The following is a 14,507-nucleotide window of genomic DNA, read 5'->3' as shown; positions in this document are numbered from 1 at the left end:
TAAAAGGAGGCCAATCATTATGGCTAACTATCGTGACCGCCGAGTCGGTCAAGAAATCTTAAAAGAAGTCAATGCGATCCTACGTAAAAAAGTAAGAGATCCTCGTGTGCAAGATGTAACGATCACTGATGTACACGTAACAGGCGATCTTCAACAAGCAACAATCTATTACAGCATCCTTTCTGATTTAGCATCTGAAAAGAAAAAAGCACAAGAAGGATTGGATAAAGCATCAGGATTGATTCGTCGAGAGCTAGGGCACAATCTAAGTATTTACAAAACACCTGAGTTGTCCTTTGAATTAGATGAATCAGTTGTCTATGGCAACCATATCGATGAATTGCTTCGTGACTTGAACAAAGACTAATCAAAAAATCCTGCAAATCCTGTGAAATCAGGGGTTGCGGGATTTTTTTGTTTTCATTAAGACGTATTACTTAAGAGTTCCATGACTTTAGTCTTGCGGCGTGTCAGTTAACCAAAAAAGAGAAAAAGTAAAAAATTCGACTTTCTTTTTTCTATAGTATATAAATTTTTGCATATAGATAAAGATCAAGATACCGATGACGGAAGCTAGATTGTAATCCATTGTAGTGACAGTCAGGTTATATAGCCAAGTAACTAGAAGATCAGTGGAACCTGCACCATAAAAGTTTGAATTTGTCGGTCTGCCGCCAGTTAAAAGAAAAATCACGTTGAAGTTTTTGACTAGATATAAAATCTAAGCAAATGAACAGAAGTGCTTATTAGGTTTCAATTAGGAGTATCTGCGCTAGAATAAGAGTAATAATGAAAAGGAGTGTTACGTATGGATTATTCTAGTAAAGAATACTTTGATAAAATGACGGCTTGGTGGCGTGCTGCCAATTATCTTTCTGTCGGGCAAATTTATCTTAAAGATAATCCCTTACTGAGACGTACATTGAAACCAGAAGATGTCAAAAAACATCCAATCGGTCATTGGGGAACGATTCCTGGCCAAAATTTTATTTATGTCCATTTGAACCGAGTCATCAATAAATATGATTTGAACATGTTTTATATCGAAGGGCCAGGACACGGCGGACAAGTCATGGTATCGAATGCTTATTTAGATGGAAGTTACACAGAGATCTATCCAGAAGTAACGGAAGATGAGACAGGAATGCAAAAATTATTCAAGCGATTTTCATTTCCTGGAGGCATTGCTTCTCATGCAGCACCAGAAACACCAGGTTCTATCCATGAAGGGGGAGAGCTTGGATACTCTCTTTCACATGGAGTCGGAGCTGTATTAGACAATCCTGAAGTAATCTCTGCTGTCGTGATTGGTGATGGTGAAGCAGAAACCGGTCCTTTAGCTGGAAGCTGGTTCTCAAATGTCTTTATCAATCCGGTGATAGATGGAGCTGTTTTACCAATCCTTCATTTAAATGGTGCTAAAATAGCCAACCCAACGATCTTGGCACGTAAATCAGATGAAGAATTAGCAAATTACTTTAACGGACTTGGCTGGGAACCTTTCTTTATTGAAGGAAATGATCCAGAAAAATTAAATCCTGTTATGGCTGAAAAAATGGATCAAGCAATCGAGAAAATCAAATCCATCCAAAAAGAAGCTCGCCTGAAGACAGCGATAGACGTCGTGATGCCAAAATGGCCAGTATTGATCGTACGCACACCAAAAGGATGGACCGGTCCAGAAGAATGGGACGGGGAGCCAATTGAAGGAACCTTCCGAGCACACCAAGTACCGATTCCTGTAGATCAAGAACATATGGATCATGCAGATGCTTTACTCCGTTGGTTGAAATCCTATAAACCAGAAAAATTATTTGATGCACAAGGACGTATTTTAGAAGAAATCAGAGAAATCGCGCCCACTGGTGACCAAAGAATGGCAAAAAATCCTATCACCAATGGCGGAATCGATCCGAAACCGCTTATTATGCCAGATTGGAAAAAATATACTTTGCAATTTGAACAACCGGGCTCCGTTAAAGCAGAAGATATGACTGAACTTGGTAAATTCGTTCGCGAGATCATTGAGAAAAATCCAGAAAATTTCCGTATATTTGGACCAGATGAAACAAAATCAAATCGATTGAATCAAGTTTTCAAAACGACAAATCGCCAATGGATGGAAAAAATCGAACCAGAAAATGATGAATGGCTTTCGCCATCTGGTCGCGTCATCGACAGTCAATTATCGGAACACCAAGATGAAGGGTTCTTAGAAGGGTACGTTCTGACTGGACGGCATGGTTTTTTTGCAAGTTACGAATCATTCTTGCGAGTGGTTGACTCTATGTTGACTCAGCACTTCAAATGGATGCGGAAATCACATGACCTTTCTTGGCGAAATGATTATCCTTCGCTGAATCTCATTGCAAGCTCAACAGTCTTCCAGCAAGATCACAATGGATATAGCCACCAAGATCCAGGAATATTGACACATTTGGCAGAAAAGAAGGCGGAGTTCATCCGTGAATATCTGCCTGCGGATGCAAATACATTGCTCGCAGTCATGGATAAAGCATTCCGCTCGTCAGAAAAAATCAATTTGATTATCTCTTCCAAACATCCGCGTGCTCAATTTTACTCAGCAGAAGAAGCAGCCGTTTTAGTGAATGAAGGCTTGAAAATCATTGATTGGGCTTCGACAGCAAAAGAGGAGGAACCTGAATTGGTCATTGCTGCTGCAGGAACGGAATCTAACTTAGAAGCATTAGCAGCTGTGACTTTGCTGCTGGAAGAATTCCCAAAACTAAAAATCCGGTTCATCAATATCGTAGATTTATTGAAATTACGTCATCCAAGTCAAGATCCGCGCGGGTTGAGCGATGAAGAATTTGACCAATATTTTACAAAAGACAAACCGATCTTATTTGCTTTCCACGGTTATGAAACATTGGTCCGCACGATTTTCTTTGATCGTCATAACCATCATTTAATGATTCATGGCTACAAAGAAAACGGAGATATCACGACACCATTTGACATGCGTGTGGTAAATGAACTTGACCGTTATCATTTGGCAAAAGATGCAGCTTTAAAAATTAAAGGAAGTCAAGCAGAAGATTTTGCAAAAAAAATGGATCAGAAATTACAAGAACATCAAAACTATATTCGTGAAAATGGTATTGATCTGCCAGAAGTATTGGATTGGAAATGGAAAAATCTTGACCAATAAAGTGATAAAATCGACCCCGAAAAACAGATTTTTTTACATTGATCAAGAAACTGAAAAAATAAATAAAAAAAACGGAAAAAAGACTGGAAGAATGGCCAGTCTTTTTTTTCGTTTTTGGGAAGTGAAAACCAAACTATTTACCTGTAAGCCACCCATAAATCCAATCAAATGGTGCAAAGAAAAAATCTTCCATTCTATTCCCTCCTTTAAAAAAAGCATAACATGGTTTCTATTTACATGAGCATGAATTTTGTTACGTTTTTATTGCCGAAAAATAAAAACCGTTCATTATGATGTCAAATTCGTCAGTAATAGATGCAATGTGTTATAATAATTCAGTTAAATCAAAAATGAAATGGAGAAAAGACATGGACGGGTTATTACCTTTATGGAAAGAACGCGGAATGACAAGTCATGATTGCGTATTCAAATTAAGAAAAATCTTACATACGAAAAAAATCGGACATGGGGGTACGCTTGACCCGGATGTAGACGGTGTATTGCCTATTTGTATCGGAAAAGCCACAAAAGTTATCGAATATTTGACAGATTCTGGGAAAATTTATGTGGGCGAGATGACTCTAGGTTTCAGTACAACGACGGAAGATCGATCCGGAGAACGAGTAGAAACAAAACCAGTGGATATGTCTTTATCTGAAGAAAAAATAGATGAAGTGATGGCTTCATTTATTGGTGAGATCACCCAGATACCGCCAATGTACTCAGCGGTAAAAGTAAACGGTAAACGGTTATATGAATATGCACGGAATAATGAACCAGTGGAGCGGCCTGTTAGAAAGGCTCAAATTTACCGTTTTATCCGAACAAGTGAACTGACAAGAGACGAAGTGGCAGGAACCATTTCTTGGCGTTTCGAAGTAGAATGTGGGAAAGGAACCTATGTCCGTACATTAGCTGTGGATACAGGCAAGAAACTTGGTTATCCTGCACACATGTCTGATCTCACTCGAACAGCAAGTGCCGGTATGACCCAAAAAGAAGCGTTAACATTAGAAGAAGTAGCTCAAGCTGTAGAAAACGGTACGATTGATGAGTATTTGCTGCCAATTGAAAAAGGAGTGGAACGGTTCAAACGAGTAGATATTACTGATGAGGTATGGCAGAAAGTAAAAAACGGTATGAGACTTGATTATACTGTATTTGCGCTCCCAGAAATGCCTTCAGAGGAAATTGCCTTGTTTTATAAAGAAAAAGTCGTAAGTATCTACCAGCCAAACCCGAAAGAAAAAAATAAACTAAAACCTAGTAAAGTATTGAGAAATGAGGAATAACGAATGAATATCATCAAGATCAGACATCCTTACCAACCAGAACAAATTCCAGAAGACGATGTCGTTTTAGTACTGGGATTTTTCGACGGCGTGCATATCGGACACCAGAAAGTCATAAAGACAGGTATGGAAATTGCACAAAAAGAAGGATTGAAATTAGCATTGATGACTTTCAATCAACATCCATCGATTGTTTTTAAGAAGATCGATCCTAGCAGTGTGAAGTATTTGACTAGCCTGAAGCAAAAAGAAGAAAAAATGGCAGCTTTGGGTATCGATTATTTATATGAAGTCGATTTTACTTCTTCTTTTGCTCATTTAGCGCCACAAGAGTTTGTTGATCAATATATCGTAGGATTACATGCGAAATATGCTGTTTCCGGTTTTGATTACACCTATGGACCAAAAGACATTGCAGATGTCGCTCATTTTCCTGAATATGCTAAGGGAAGATTCAAAATCGTCACAGTCTCTAAAGAAGAAGAACAAGACGAAAAAATCAGCTCTACACGTATTCGAGGATTGCTAGACAGCGGTCAAGTAAAAGAAGCGGCAAAACTATTAGGTTGCATATACGAGGTGGAAGGGGTAGTTGTTCATGGCGATGCACGAGGCAGATTATTAGGATTCCCTACAGCAAATGTCAAAGTAAAGAGCACAGTCCATTTACCTAAAGAAGGTGTTTATGTATCGGAAATAAAAATTGGGGAAACTTGGTATCCAGCCATGGGTTCAATTGGACATAACGATACATTCGGTGAAGGACGGGAGCTGACTGTAGAGCTGTATATTTTGGACTTTAATCAAGATATCTATGGCGAGCATGTCAAAGTCCGTTGGAATCAATTTTTAAGAGATCAAGTGAAATTTTCAAGTGCAGAGGAATTGATTGAACAACTCAAGGAGGATGAACAAGCAACAGCTGAATATTTTTCTCAGCAATAAATAATGTCCGTGAGAGCTAATCTTTATGCATAACTAGCAATTACAACGAAATGGTTGATAAATAAGCGCATGAAAGGGCTGTGGCAAAAGTCTTGTCACAGCCCTTTTTCCGAATAAACGGTGTTCCAGAAGTAGCTTCTTCGGAAATAAGCCGAAATTTCACAAAAATTTGAAAAGCAATTTTCGTCAATTCCTTCTTATTTCTTGAAGCTGACCACTTCTGTCACAACCTCTTTCTTTATAAAAATAGAAGGATGCTACCAATTGATGAAAACGATTACTAGAGCGTATCATTTGCTTTAGACTATATATATTGGTGTACACTCACTTTAAGGCGGAAATAAAAGTTATCCGTAATAACAGGTTTAGGTATAAAAAAGGAGTGGGTACTATGTATAAGGAATTAGAAAACAAAGTCGCAGTAGTAACTGGCGGATCAAAAGGGATTGGAACAGCGATTGCTCAACGATTCGGGAAAGAAAAAATGAATGTAGTTGTCAACTATAATTCGGATAAAGAAGGGGCAGAAAAAGCAGTTAAAGCAATCGAAGAAGCAGGCGGAAAAGCAGTCTCTGTACAAGCAGATGTCAGTTCTGAAGAAGGAATACAGCGTTTACTTGATACGGCTTTAGAAAATTTTGGGACACTGGACATTTGGGTTAACAATGCTGGGATGGAAAATCAGCATGCGACCCATGAACTTAGCCTTGAAGATTGGGAAAGAGTATTAAAAGTCAATTTGACTGGCGTTTTTATCGGAACGAAAGCAGCTTTGAATTATTTTACAGAGAATGATAAAAAAGGAAATATCATCAATATGTCTTCTGTTCATGAACAAATCCCATGGCCAACATTTGCTCATTACGCTGCTTCAAAAGGCGGGGTAAAATTATTTACCGAAACGGTAGCAATGGAGTACGCACCTAAGGGAATCAGAATCAATAGTATAGGACCTGGCGCTATCCGTACACCTATTAATGCGGCAAAATTTGATGATCCTGAACAAAAAGAACTCTTGGAAAGTATGATCCCACTAGGACGCGTAGGTGAACCAAAAGAAATAGCAGCGGCAGCTGCATGGTTGGCTTCAGACGAATCCAGTTATGTTACAGGTATTACACTATTTGCAGATGGCGGGATGACTTTATATCCTTCTTTCCAAGGTGGAAAAGGATAAGGGTGAATAAAAATGGGTTTATTGATTGCATTGATCCCGGCAGTTGGGTGGGGGATCCAGCCACTGATTTTGAAAAAGATTGGCGGCAGACCAACAAATGAGATATTAGGAACTGGTATTGGAGCGGTGCTCGTTGGCTTACTCGTTCAATTATTCGCTTCTCCAGCTGGTATTTCAGTGACTACATTTTTGATTAGTTTATTTTCTGGTGCTTTTTGGGTTATTGGACAAACAGGACAGTATACATCTTTCAACTTGATTGGTGTTTCTAAAACGATGCCTATCTCGACTGCATTACAGTTAGTCGGAACCTCGTTGATTGGTGTCTTCGCTTTTGGAGAATGGTCTGGAAGTATGGGGAAAATCATTGGTGCAGCAGCGATCATTCTTCTTGTATTTGGTTCTGCTTTAACGGCAATCAGTGATGATCCTGGAAAAAAAGGCGGTATCACAAAAGGAATCAGTCTATTAGCATCAACAAGTATTGGTTATTGGGTTTACAGTGCATTGCCCAAACTAGTTGATGCAAGCGGACTTTCCATTTTCTTTCCGCAAATGATCGGTGTCTTTTTAGGGGCAGTTATTTATGTGATTTTCCGAAAACCAACTGCATTTTCTGAAGATAAGAGTTGGAAAGCAACAATAGTTGGAGCCATCTTCAGTGTGTCAGCGTTGGCTTATATTTTTTCAGCGAATGAAAATGGGGTTGCTACTGCATATATCATTACACAGCTAAACGTAGTTATCTCTACATTAGGCGGTATGTACATCCTGCATGAAAATAAGACACCAAAAGAAAAAAAATTAACGATTATCGGCTTGTTGCTGATTGTAGTAGGAAGTATGGTCACGGTCTTTATTTGAGGATAAAGAGAGCAAAAGAATACTTATAAAAAGTGCTAGAATTTCCAACACCATTGGAAATTCTAGCACTTTTAATCGTTTAAGAAACAAGTGAAATATCTGTCTGCATCAATAATTTTCCATTGATCCATTGACTAAAGTTCATTACATAATTAAAATTACCACCTATAAGTATCTCCGCATGATTATCTTTATAAAGATCGTATTGTAAAAGACGGTCTTTTTTATTTGCGTAAACATCGTTATGGTACTGGACTAATTGTTCTCGGAATTGATTAATCGCTGTAAAATCACGATACTGAAGGTTGAAACGCATCGTGATTGGTGCATCTAGCATGAATCGTTGCATGTCTTTTGCTGCTTCATCTGCTTGATCTCCGTAAAGAAATTCAAAAAGATTACGTTCAGAAAATTTCCATTGTCCGCCGACCTTTGTTCCTTTTAGTTTTCCTTCATGAAGATAATTTCTGATAGAACGTGTAGTAACACCTAATTGTTCGGCTAATTCATTTACTGAGTAAAAATCTTTCAATGTTCACCCTCCTATGTGAATGATTCTATTGGTTTGGTTGTTAGTTGCTTTATCACGAGATGTAGAAAGAACGATCTCACTTAAAGTCATTGCAAAAAACGAATCAGAAAATTCTAACTTTTCTTTCTCTAAAGAAATTCATTCTCTTCTAAAGTGATATTATATTTAAATATACCTGAAAATAATGGATAGTATTATGAAAGATTGCTGATATTTTCTCGTATTTTTTCCTTATTCAAAAGATTTGCAGGAAAATTGCTGAAAAATAATTTTACTAAGTTGAAAATTCAAGGTCATTCGTATTAGTGATTTTTTTCAGCACAAGAAAGACTCCTTATAAAAACAGCAGATACTTTGCCAATTAAGTGTTTAACCAGTGAGGATAAAAAGGATAGAACAAAGCCTGTACAAGGTAATGGATAGATTCTTCGCCAGTACAGGTTTTGTTTGTATAAAGCTTTATCGCCAAAATTTATCATGATCTTTCTTGTCTTCAATATTAAATGAAATCAAATGGTCAATCAGTTCCCAATTGATTGCACTTTTCCAAGGAACTTTGATGACATTATCCGTATATATGTAACCAATTTCTTGGATAGTCTTTTCAAGGGCACGAATCGCTGCTTTTTCTGGTGCGATGGAAAAATGATTTTTAGCAAAACTGAATGCAATAATAAAGGTACCATGATCAGTAAAGATAGGCTGGTTCCATTTTACAGTTGTGTCTAGCTGGGGATATGTCTTCGCTATCTTAGAGAAAAGGTCATTGATCTTTTGTTGATTTTCTTTTTCTTTTATTTGATCAATAATCAGCCGGAATTTTTCCATTCTAAAACGCCTCCATTAAGTGGTTTGATTTATTTTACCAGAAAAACAATGGTTATGTATAAAAATAAATTAGAAAACAAGCAATATTGTATCCGGTATATTTTGATGATAAGATGGCTCAAAGACCAAAATAGAAAAGAGGCATAAAAATGATTGACTTGGCAAAGAAATTCTCACACGCAAATATTTATTTTGAGTTGTATCATCATCGAGCTATTTATACAAATGAAGATGCTTTGGTGGTGAAGAAAGAGCAAGGATTTACAGGCACAGAGACCAAAAGCTTATTCTTAAAAGATAAAAAAGATAATAACTATGTATATCTGACTTTTACTACGAAACAAACGGATTTCAAAGCATTAGGAAAGATCATCGGTAAAAGGCTTTCTATTGTTTCATCAGAACGGATGGAAGAACAAACGGGACAAAAACAGGGCGCTGTTTCTCCATTTGGTTACGAAGAACAGATACCGATTATTACTGACGAAGAACTATTGTCAAAAGAAAAACTTGTTTTTGCACCAGGGAGGCCAGATCAAACGATGGTCATCAAAACGATTGACTTAAACAAAATCATCCAGCTACTTGAAATACCGATGTTTTTGATGCCAGCAAATGAAAATAACAACTAATCAAACAAAATAGTGCGTACTAGGAGCTGAAGCATTATGATAAGATATCCGTCATTAGGAAAAAGTACAACGATAGGGATTACTGCACCATCATCGGGCGTACCAGAGGAACACCACCTGTTACTAGGAATGGCTTTAAAGAGTATGGAAGAAAAATCTTTTCATGTCGTTACTGGAAAGACGCTGTGGACGCAAGATAAAGAAAAATCAGCTCCAGCAAGAGAACGAGCAGATGAATTCAATCAAATGATGCAAGATGAGAATATCCAAATGATTCTTCCGCCTTGGGGAGGAGAATTATTGATTGAGATCCTCGATTCTGTCGATTTCGATGCGCTACAGCCAAAATGGATAGTAGGTTATTCAGATATTAGTACGTTGCTACTCGCCGTCACATTAAAAACAGGGATAGCCACTGCACATGGGACCAACCTTGTTGATTTAAGAGGGAATTATTCAGATAAAACGACAGCGATGTGGAAAAGTGTGCTAGAAACAGGCAAAGGAGAATCAATCTTACAGCATTCTTCTGAAAAATATCAAAAAGAATGGCATCATGAGCAACCGTCAGCTTCAGTTTTCCATCTTACTGAACCAACAAATTGGCAATCAGTCAGCGGAGATGTAGTAAGGATAAAAGGCCGATTATTAAGTGGTTGTATAGATACGATCAGACATTTAATTGGTACACCTTATGGAGATGTCCAAACGTTTAAAAGAACGTATAATGATGGAAAGCCAATCTTGTGGTTTCTAGAAACCTGTGAGCTATCGTCCGTTGATTTAAGAAGATCACTTATTCAGATGAAACTAGCAGGATGGTTTGAGGACAGCTCTGGTATCATGTTCAGCAGAAGTGCAGCAGAGGATTTGCTAGATTATCGAATGAAGGATGTATATGAAGATCTTTCAAAAGAATTGCAAATACCAATCTTGTATGATATTGATTGCGGTCATGCACCACCACAACTAACATTGATCAACGGTGCCTACGCAGAAGTAGCGGTAGAAGATGGAAAAGCGACTGTTTTGCAAACGTTTATTTAATAAAAAATAAAGGATATTTCCCACGTAAGATTGTGGCAGAAGTGGTCAACTTGAAGAAATAAGAAGGAATTTCCGAAAAGGGCTTCTCAAATTTTTGTGAATATCGGCTTATCACCGCAGATGTAAGCTGTTGAACACCGTTTAAGAAAGAGAACGTGAACCTGCCGTTCAGCTCCGAGTCACAAGGAGCGATTTCAAAAAACAGCTTCTCATGGTTTATGACTATTGTGACTTGTGGCTGAGGATTTGATAGGAGAACAGTTTTTATTTAATGATTTTTTACAAATTTAAGAAAAAATAGTTCTAATTGTGAAGCAATAAAAATAGATGTTTTGCTATCCTTATATAAGTAAGATATATTTTTGATAATGGAGTGAGATTATGGATGTAGTTAACTTGATAAATGACTTCGAAGGTTTTAGTATTTACAAAGAATTTGATCCAAAATTGTTTGCAAAAAGGTTCAATAAGTTGAAGAGACCAAGTGAATTTGAATATTATTTTAATATATTTGAGAAGCAACTCAGAGCAACTGATAACAAAAATTATCTTTTATATCATGAAAATGGATTATCTTGGACCGATGCTTTATTGAAGCTTTGCGAGAAAAAATTGAATAGCCGTGAAGAATTTGATTCTTTTCTAGAAAAATTCCGGTCACCTTACATTAATGAAGTATATATTCAGAAGAAACGTATAGATTATGGACAAGATAAACTAGAAGGGTTTAGTAGATTTGATATCAATCAAGAATATGATCCGCAGCTGTTTACAAAAACATTTGGAAACTTAAAAAATATAGAAGAATTCGGTAGACATTTTAAAGTATTTGAAGAGCACTTGGAAGCTTCTGCTAATAATAAGAACTTTGCAGTCTATCATAAAAATGGATTAATTTGGACACAGGCTTTATTAAGTCTTTTACAAAATAAGTTGGCAGTACCATCTAGTTATGATACATTTTTGAAAAATTTGAATTCACCATTTATCAATGACCGCTATATTAAGCAAAAACTTGATGAATTAGTTGCTCCTGCTCTCGCTAAAAAAGAAATAGAAGATACAGGCGTAAAAAAGAAAATTCCACTTCCAGTAAGAAGAGAAAAGAAAAAACAAGTTGTTCAAGCTGCTGGATCAACAAGTCATTTTGAGAAATTTGAGAAACAAGATACAAAGAAAAATCTTTCACAGATAAAATCAATGACACTAAGTCATTCTAATGAACAGCAAGAATTAACCTATGCACAATTACAATTTGATAATAACGTTAAATGTCCTAATAATGCTAGAAGTGTTTCTGCAGAAAAGACTATCTATGCAACCATTCGACACACTAAGGACCAGCCTATCAAAGACCAGCAAAAAAACTATAGAAAAGAAAGTGAAAGAAGCTGACAAAATGCTGTCAGCTTCTTTTTGTATAACATATTAGAAAGTTTAATTATCTATAACTGTCACATCGATTAACTGTTTCACGTCATTTGGGTTGCCTGTAGGAATAACAACCACAGATGCATGATCAATGATTTCTTGAGTTGTTTTTTTAATGAATGCTGGGTCAGAGGCTTGATCTGCAGGCATTTGCCAATGTGAAGGAACTGGATAACTAGTGATTGTCCCGTCGTGGTTACTAGAATACACTAGAATTCCTTGGTAGCCGTATTTCCCAGTAAGCATAACTACGTCTTTTGGATAACCTACGCTCCCTGCATCATAGGGATCGATAGGTGTTCCTGCCGGATAATGAATAACATGTAGTTCAAAATCGCCTGATGCATCTTTAAAAGTATTACCCTTGACAGCCAACCAAACGCGTGCGTACTCAATTTGCAGATCAGAATATCCTGCTAACGGATCTACTGACTGAGAAGACTGTGAGAAGGATGTGTCTGCTGTGTGAGAAGAAAGACTCGTGTCAACCGTATCACTAGATATAGAAGAAGGGTTGGACTCTGAAAGTTTGCTGGTGGTTGAAGATGCATCCGATTCAGAAGAAGCTGATTTCTGTGTACTTGATTTTTCAGCTGAACTAGTTTGTCTGATGGAACTTTTGACTGCGGTCGCAGATGACTCACTGGTTTCTTTACTAGCAGATGTACATCCTACAAGGAATAAGGAGATCGACGCTAAAATAAACCCTAACTTTTTCATATAAAACACCTCATCACTTTAATTAATACTAGTATAGCATAATTCTAAATTTCTCTGGTTAAAGGAGAAGCGTAGACAAAAATTTCTATACATTGATTAAATCTGTCTTTTGTTTATGTATTTAGGGAAATTTCCCATTATCTGCTACCTAAGAACTATTATTGAAATCAAGTTTCTTAAAGTGTAATAGCTGTTGTAACCGGTTTCTTTTGTGCTTATACTAAATCTGCGACACAAGATATGCACGGAAGGAGTTGACTTATTATTATGATGGAAAAGGTTCAACGCTTTGGTGGAGCTATGTTTACACCGGTTTTGCTTTTTTCTTTTTCGGGTATCATGGTGGCTTTATGTATCATCTTCAAAAACCCAATGTTAGTGGGGAGTATTGCTACAGAAGGAACAGCATGGTATTCGATCTGGTCAGTGGTTGAAAGTGGTGCTTGGACCGTATTCAATCAAATGGAGTTGTTGTTTGTTATTGGATTACCTATCGGATTAGCTAAAAAAGCAAGTGCTAGAGCAGTGATGGAAGCATTTGTAGTCTATATTACTTGTAATTATTTCATTTCTACTATGTTAGGCTTTTATAGCGGATTTTTTGGTGTTGATTTTTCTGCCGACCCGGGCGGTGCGAGTGGACTGAAAATGATTGCGGGTATCAAAACATTGGATACAGGAATTATAGGGGCAATCTTGATTTCAGCTGTTGTAGTGTATCTGCATAATCGATTCTTTGATAAAAAGCTGCCGGATTTTTTAGGGATCTACCAAGGGTCATCATTTGTTGTGATTATTAGTTTTTTCGTCATGTTGCCTATTGCATTTTTGATCTGCCTTATCTGGCCCAAGATCCAGTTGGCAATTAGTTCATTGCAAGGTTTCTTAGCAGGTGCTGGTATCTTTGGTGTCTGGCTTTACACTTTTTTAGAACGTATTTTGATTCCAACCGGTTTGCATCATTTTATTTATGCACCCTTTGCATTTGGTCCAGCAGTAGTAGAAGAAGGGATTGCGAGATACTGGATGACACATCTTCAGGAGTTTGCTCGCAGCGAACAGCCACTTAAGCAGCTTTTTCCAGAAGGCGGTTTTGCTTTGCACGGGAATTCAAAGATATTCGCTTCTCCAGGTATTGCCGCAGCGTTTTACTTCACTGCAAGATCTGAGAATAAGAAAAAAGTGCTGACGATCCTGATCCCCGCCACTTTGACAGCTGTTTTGGCAGGTATCACTGAGCCGTTAGAGTTTACGTTTTTATTTATATCTCCACCATTATTTGCTGTTCATTCATTTTTGGCTGCTACAATGGCGGCAATAATGTATGGTTTTGGCGTGGTAGGGGATATTGGTGGTGGATTTATTGACTTGTTCGTGAAAGTCTGGATTCCATTATTCCAAAACCATAAAGGGATGATCTTTACTCAACTAGTGATTGGGCTAGCTTTTACAGGGATCTATTTTGTTGTGTTCCGATACCTGATTCTCAAATTTGATATTGCTACTACGGGAAGAGAAGAGAATACCAACGCTGTTAAATTATATACTAAAAAAGATTACAAAAAAAAAGAGAGGAAAACTTCAAAAACAGAAATTGAAAATGTATATGAGAATCAAGCTGCTGTTTATTTAGAAGGTTTTGGAGGGGCCGACAATATTGAAAAAGTCACAAATTGTGCTACACGCTTGAGAATAACTGTAAAAAATGAAATGTTGGTTTTAGAAGATACGATTTTTAAAGAAGGTGGAGCACACGGTGTAGTGAGAAACGGTAATGCTTTTCAAGTAATAGTTGGTTTGGACGTGCCACAAGTACGTGAACAATTTGAACGTTTATTAGAAATAGAACAATAGTTTCACAAAAGTC

General features: G+C 37.3%; 14 protein-coding genes. 10 read left to right on the top strand and 4 right to left on the bottom strand.

Annotated elements, in window-relative coordinates; all coding sequences use genetic code 11:
- Positions 1-19: 19 nt before the first annotated feature.
- Positions 20-367 (top strand): 30S ribosome-binding factor RbfA, encoded by a 348-nt coding sequence (gene rbfA, locus RWU19_RS03785; RefSeq protein WP_002308906.1) that lies wholly within the window; start codon positions 20-22, stop codon positions 365-367.
- Between the two features lie 87 nt (positions 368-454).
- Here the strand turns inward: rbfA and RWU19_RS03780 are convergent, their stop codons facing one another.
- On the bottom strand, positions 455-694 hold the full coding sequence (locus tag RWU19_RS03780; RefSeq protein WP_123837869.1) for a sugar ABC transporter permease: 240 nt from the start codon (positions 692-694) through the stop codon (positions 455-457).
- A 114-nt stretch (positions 695-808) separates the two neighbouring features.
- On the opposite strand from RWU19_RS03780, the gene RWU19_RS03775 reads away from it, so the two are divergent.
- From RWU19_RS03775 to RWU19_RS03755, 5 genes are all read left to right on the top strand, one after another.
- A complete protein-coding gene (locus RWU19_RS03775; protein WP_123837868.1) occupies positions 809-3,172 on the top strand; it encodes a phosphoketolase in 2,364 nt (787 codons plus the stop codon).
- A 368-nt stretch (positions 3,173-3,540) separates the two neighbouring features.
- Positions 3,541-4,464, top strand: a complete 924-nt coding sequence (gene truB / locus RWU19_RS03770) for a tRNA pseudouridine(55) synthase TruB (RefSeq protein ID WP_002335764.1) — start codon at positions 3,541-3,543, stop codon at positions 4,462-4,464.
- A 3-nt stretch (positions 4,465-4,467) separates the two neighbouring features.
- On the top strand, positions 4,468-5,409 hold the full coding sequence (gene ribF / locus RWU19_RS03765; RefSeq protein ID WP_123837867.1) for a riboflavin biosynthesis protein RibF: 942 nt from the start codon (positions 4,468-4,470) through the stop codon (positions 5,407-5,409).
- Between the two features lie 391 nt (positions 5,410-5,800).
- Positions 5,801-6,586 carry a glucose-1-dehydrogenase gene (locus tag RWU19_RS03760; RefSeq protein WP_123837866.1) on the top strand — a complete coding sequence of 262 codons (786 nt, stop codon included), beginning with the start codon at positions 5,801-5,803 and terminating at the stop codon, positions 6,584-6,586.
- 12 nt (positions 6,587-6,598) lie between these two features.
- On the top strand, positions 6,599-7,450 hold the full coding sequence (locus RWU19_RS03755; protein WP_123837865.1) for a GRP family sugar transporter: 852 nt from the start codon (positions 6,599-6,601) through the stop codon (positions 7,448-7,450).
- Positions 7,451-7,529: 79 nt separating this feature from the next.
- Here the strand turns inward: RWU19_RS03755 and RWU19_RS03750 are convergent, their stop codons facing one another.
- Positions 7,530-7,982, bottom strand: coding sequence for a helix-turn-helix domain-containing protein (locus tag RWU19_RS03750; protein ID WP_123837864.1), 453 nt, complete (start codon positions 7,980-7,982; stop codon positions 7,530-7,532).
- A gap of 459 nt (positions 7,983-8,441) precedes the next feature.
- Entirely contained in the window at positions 8,442-8,810 is a 369-nt protein-coding gene (locus tag RWU19_RS03745) for an iron chaperone (protein WP_002329338.1), read from the bottom strand.
- A 149-nt stretch (positions 8,811-8,959) separates the two neighbouring features.
- Here RWU19_RS03745 and RWU19_RS03740 point away from each other — a divergent pair, with 149 nt between their 5' ends.
- The 3 genes from RWU19_RS03740 to RWU19_RS03730 all read left to right on the top strand — a co-directional run bounded on the left by RWU19_RS03740 (position 8,960) and on the right by RWU19_RS03730 (position 11,884).
- The gene (locus RWU19_RS03740; RefSeq protein WP_123837863.1) at positions 8,960-9,442 is read left to right on the top strand and encodes a YbaK/EbsC family protein; all 483 of its coding nucleotides are present in this window, start codon (positions 8,960-8,962) and stop codon (positions 9,440-9,442) included.
- A gap of 36 nt (positions 9,443-9,478) precedes the next feature.
- Positions 9,479-10,489, top strand: a complete 1,011-nt coding sequence (locus tag RWU19_RS03735) for an LD-carboxypeptidase (protein WP_316002800.1) — start codon at positions 9,479-9,481, stop codon at positions 10,487-10,489.
- A gap of 381 nt (positions 10,490-10,870) precedes the next feature.
- On the top strand, positions 10,871-11,884 hold the full coding sequence (locus RWU19_RS03730) for a hypothetical protein (protein ID WP_123837861.1): 1,014 nt from the start codon (positions 10,871-10,873) through the stop codon (positions 11,882-11,884).
- A 42-nt stretch (positions 11,885-11,926) separates the two neighbouring features.
- On the opposite strand, the gene RWU19_RS03725 is transcribed toward RWU19_RS03730, so the two are convergent.
- Positions 11,927-12,640, bottom strand: a complete 714-nt coding sequence (locus tag RWU19_RS03725) for a hypothetical protein (RefSeq protein ID WP_123837860.1) — start codon at positions 12,638-12,640, stop codon at positions 11,927-11,929.
- Positions 12,641-12,907: 267 nt separating this feature from the next.
- On the opposite strand from RWU19_RS03725, the gene RWU19_RS03720 reads away from it, so the two are divergent.
- Positions 12,908-14,494: an alpha-glucoside-specific PTS transporter subunit IIBC gene (locus tag RWU19_RS03720; protein WP_123837859.1), complete on the top strand. Its 1,587-nt coding sequence runs from the start codon at positions 12,908-12,910 to the stop codon at positions 14,492-14,494.
- Positions 14,495-14,507: the final 13 nt, after the last annotated feature.

The organism is Enterococcus sp. 2STP (genome assembly GCF_032465635.1).
GTDB lineage: Bacteria > Bacillota > Bacilli > Lactobacillales > Enterococcaceae > Enterococcus_B > Enterococcus_B lactis.
Note: the sequence above shows the minus strand (reverse complement) of the source record. Positions and strands in the feature narration are given on the sequence as shown.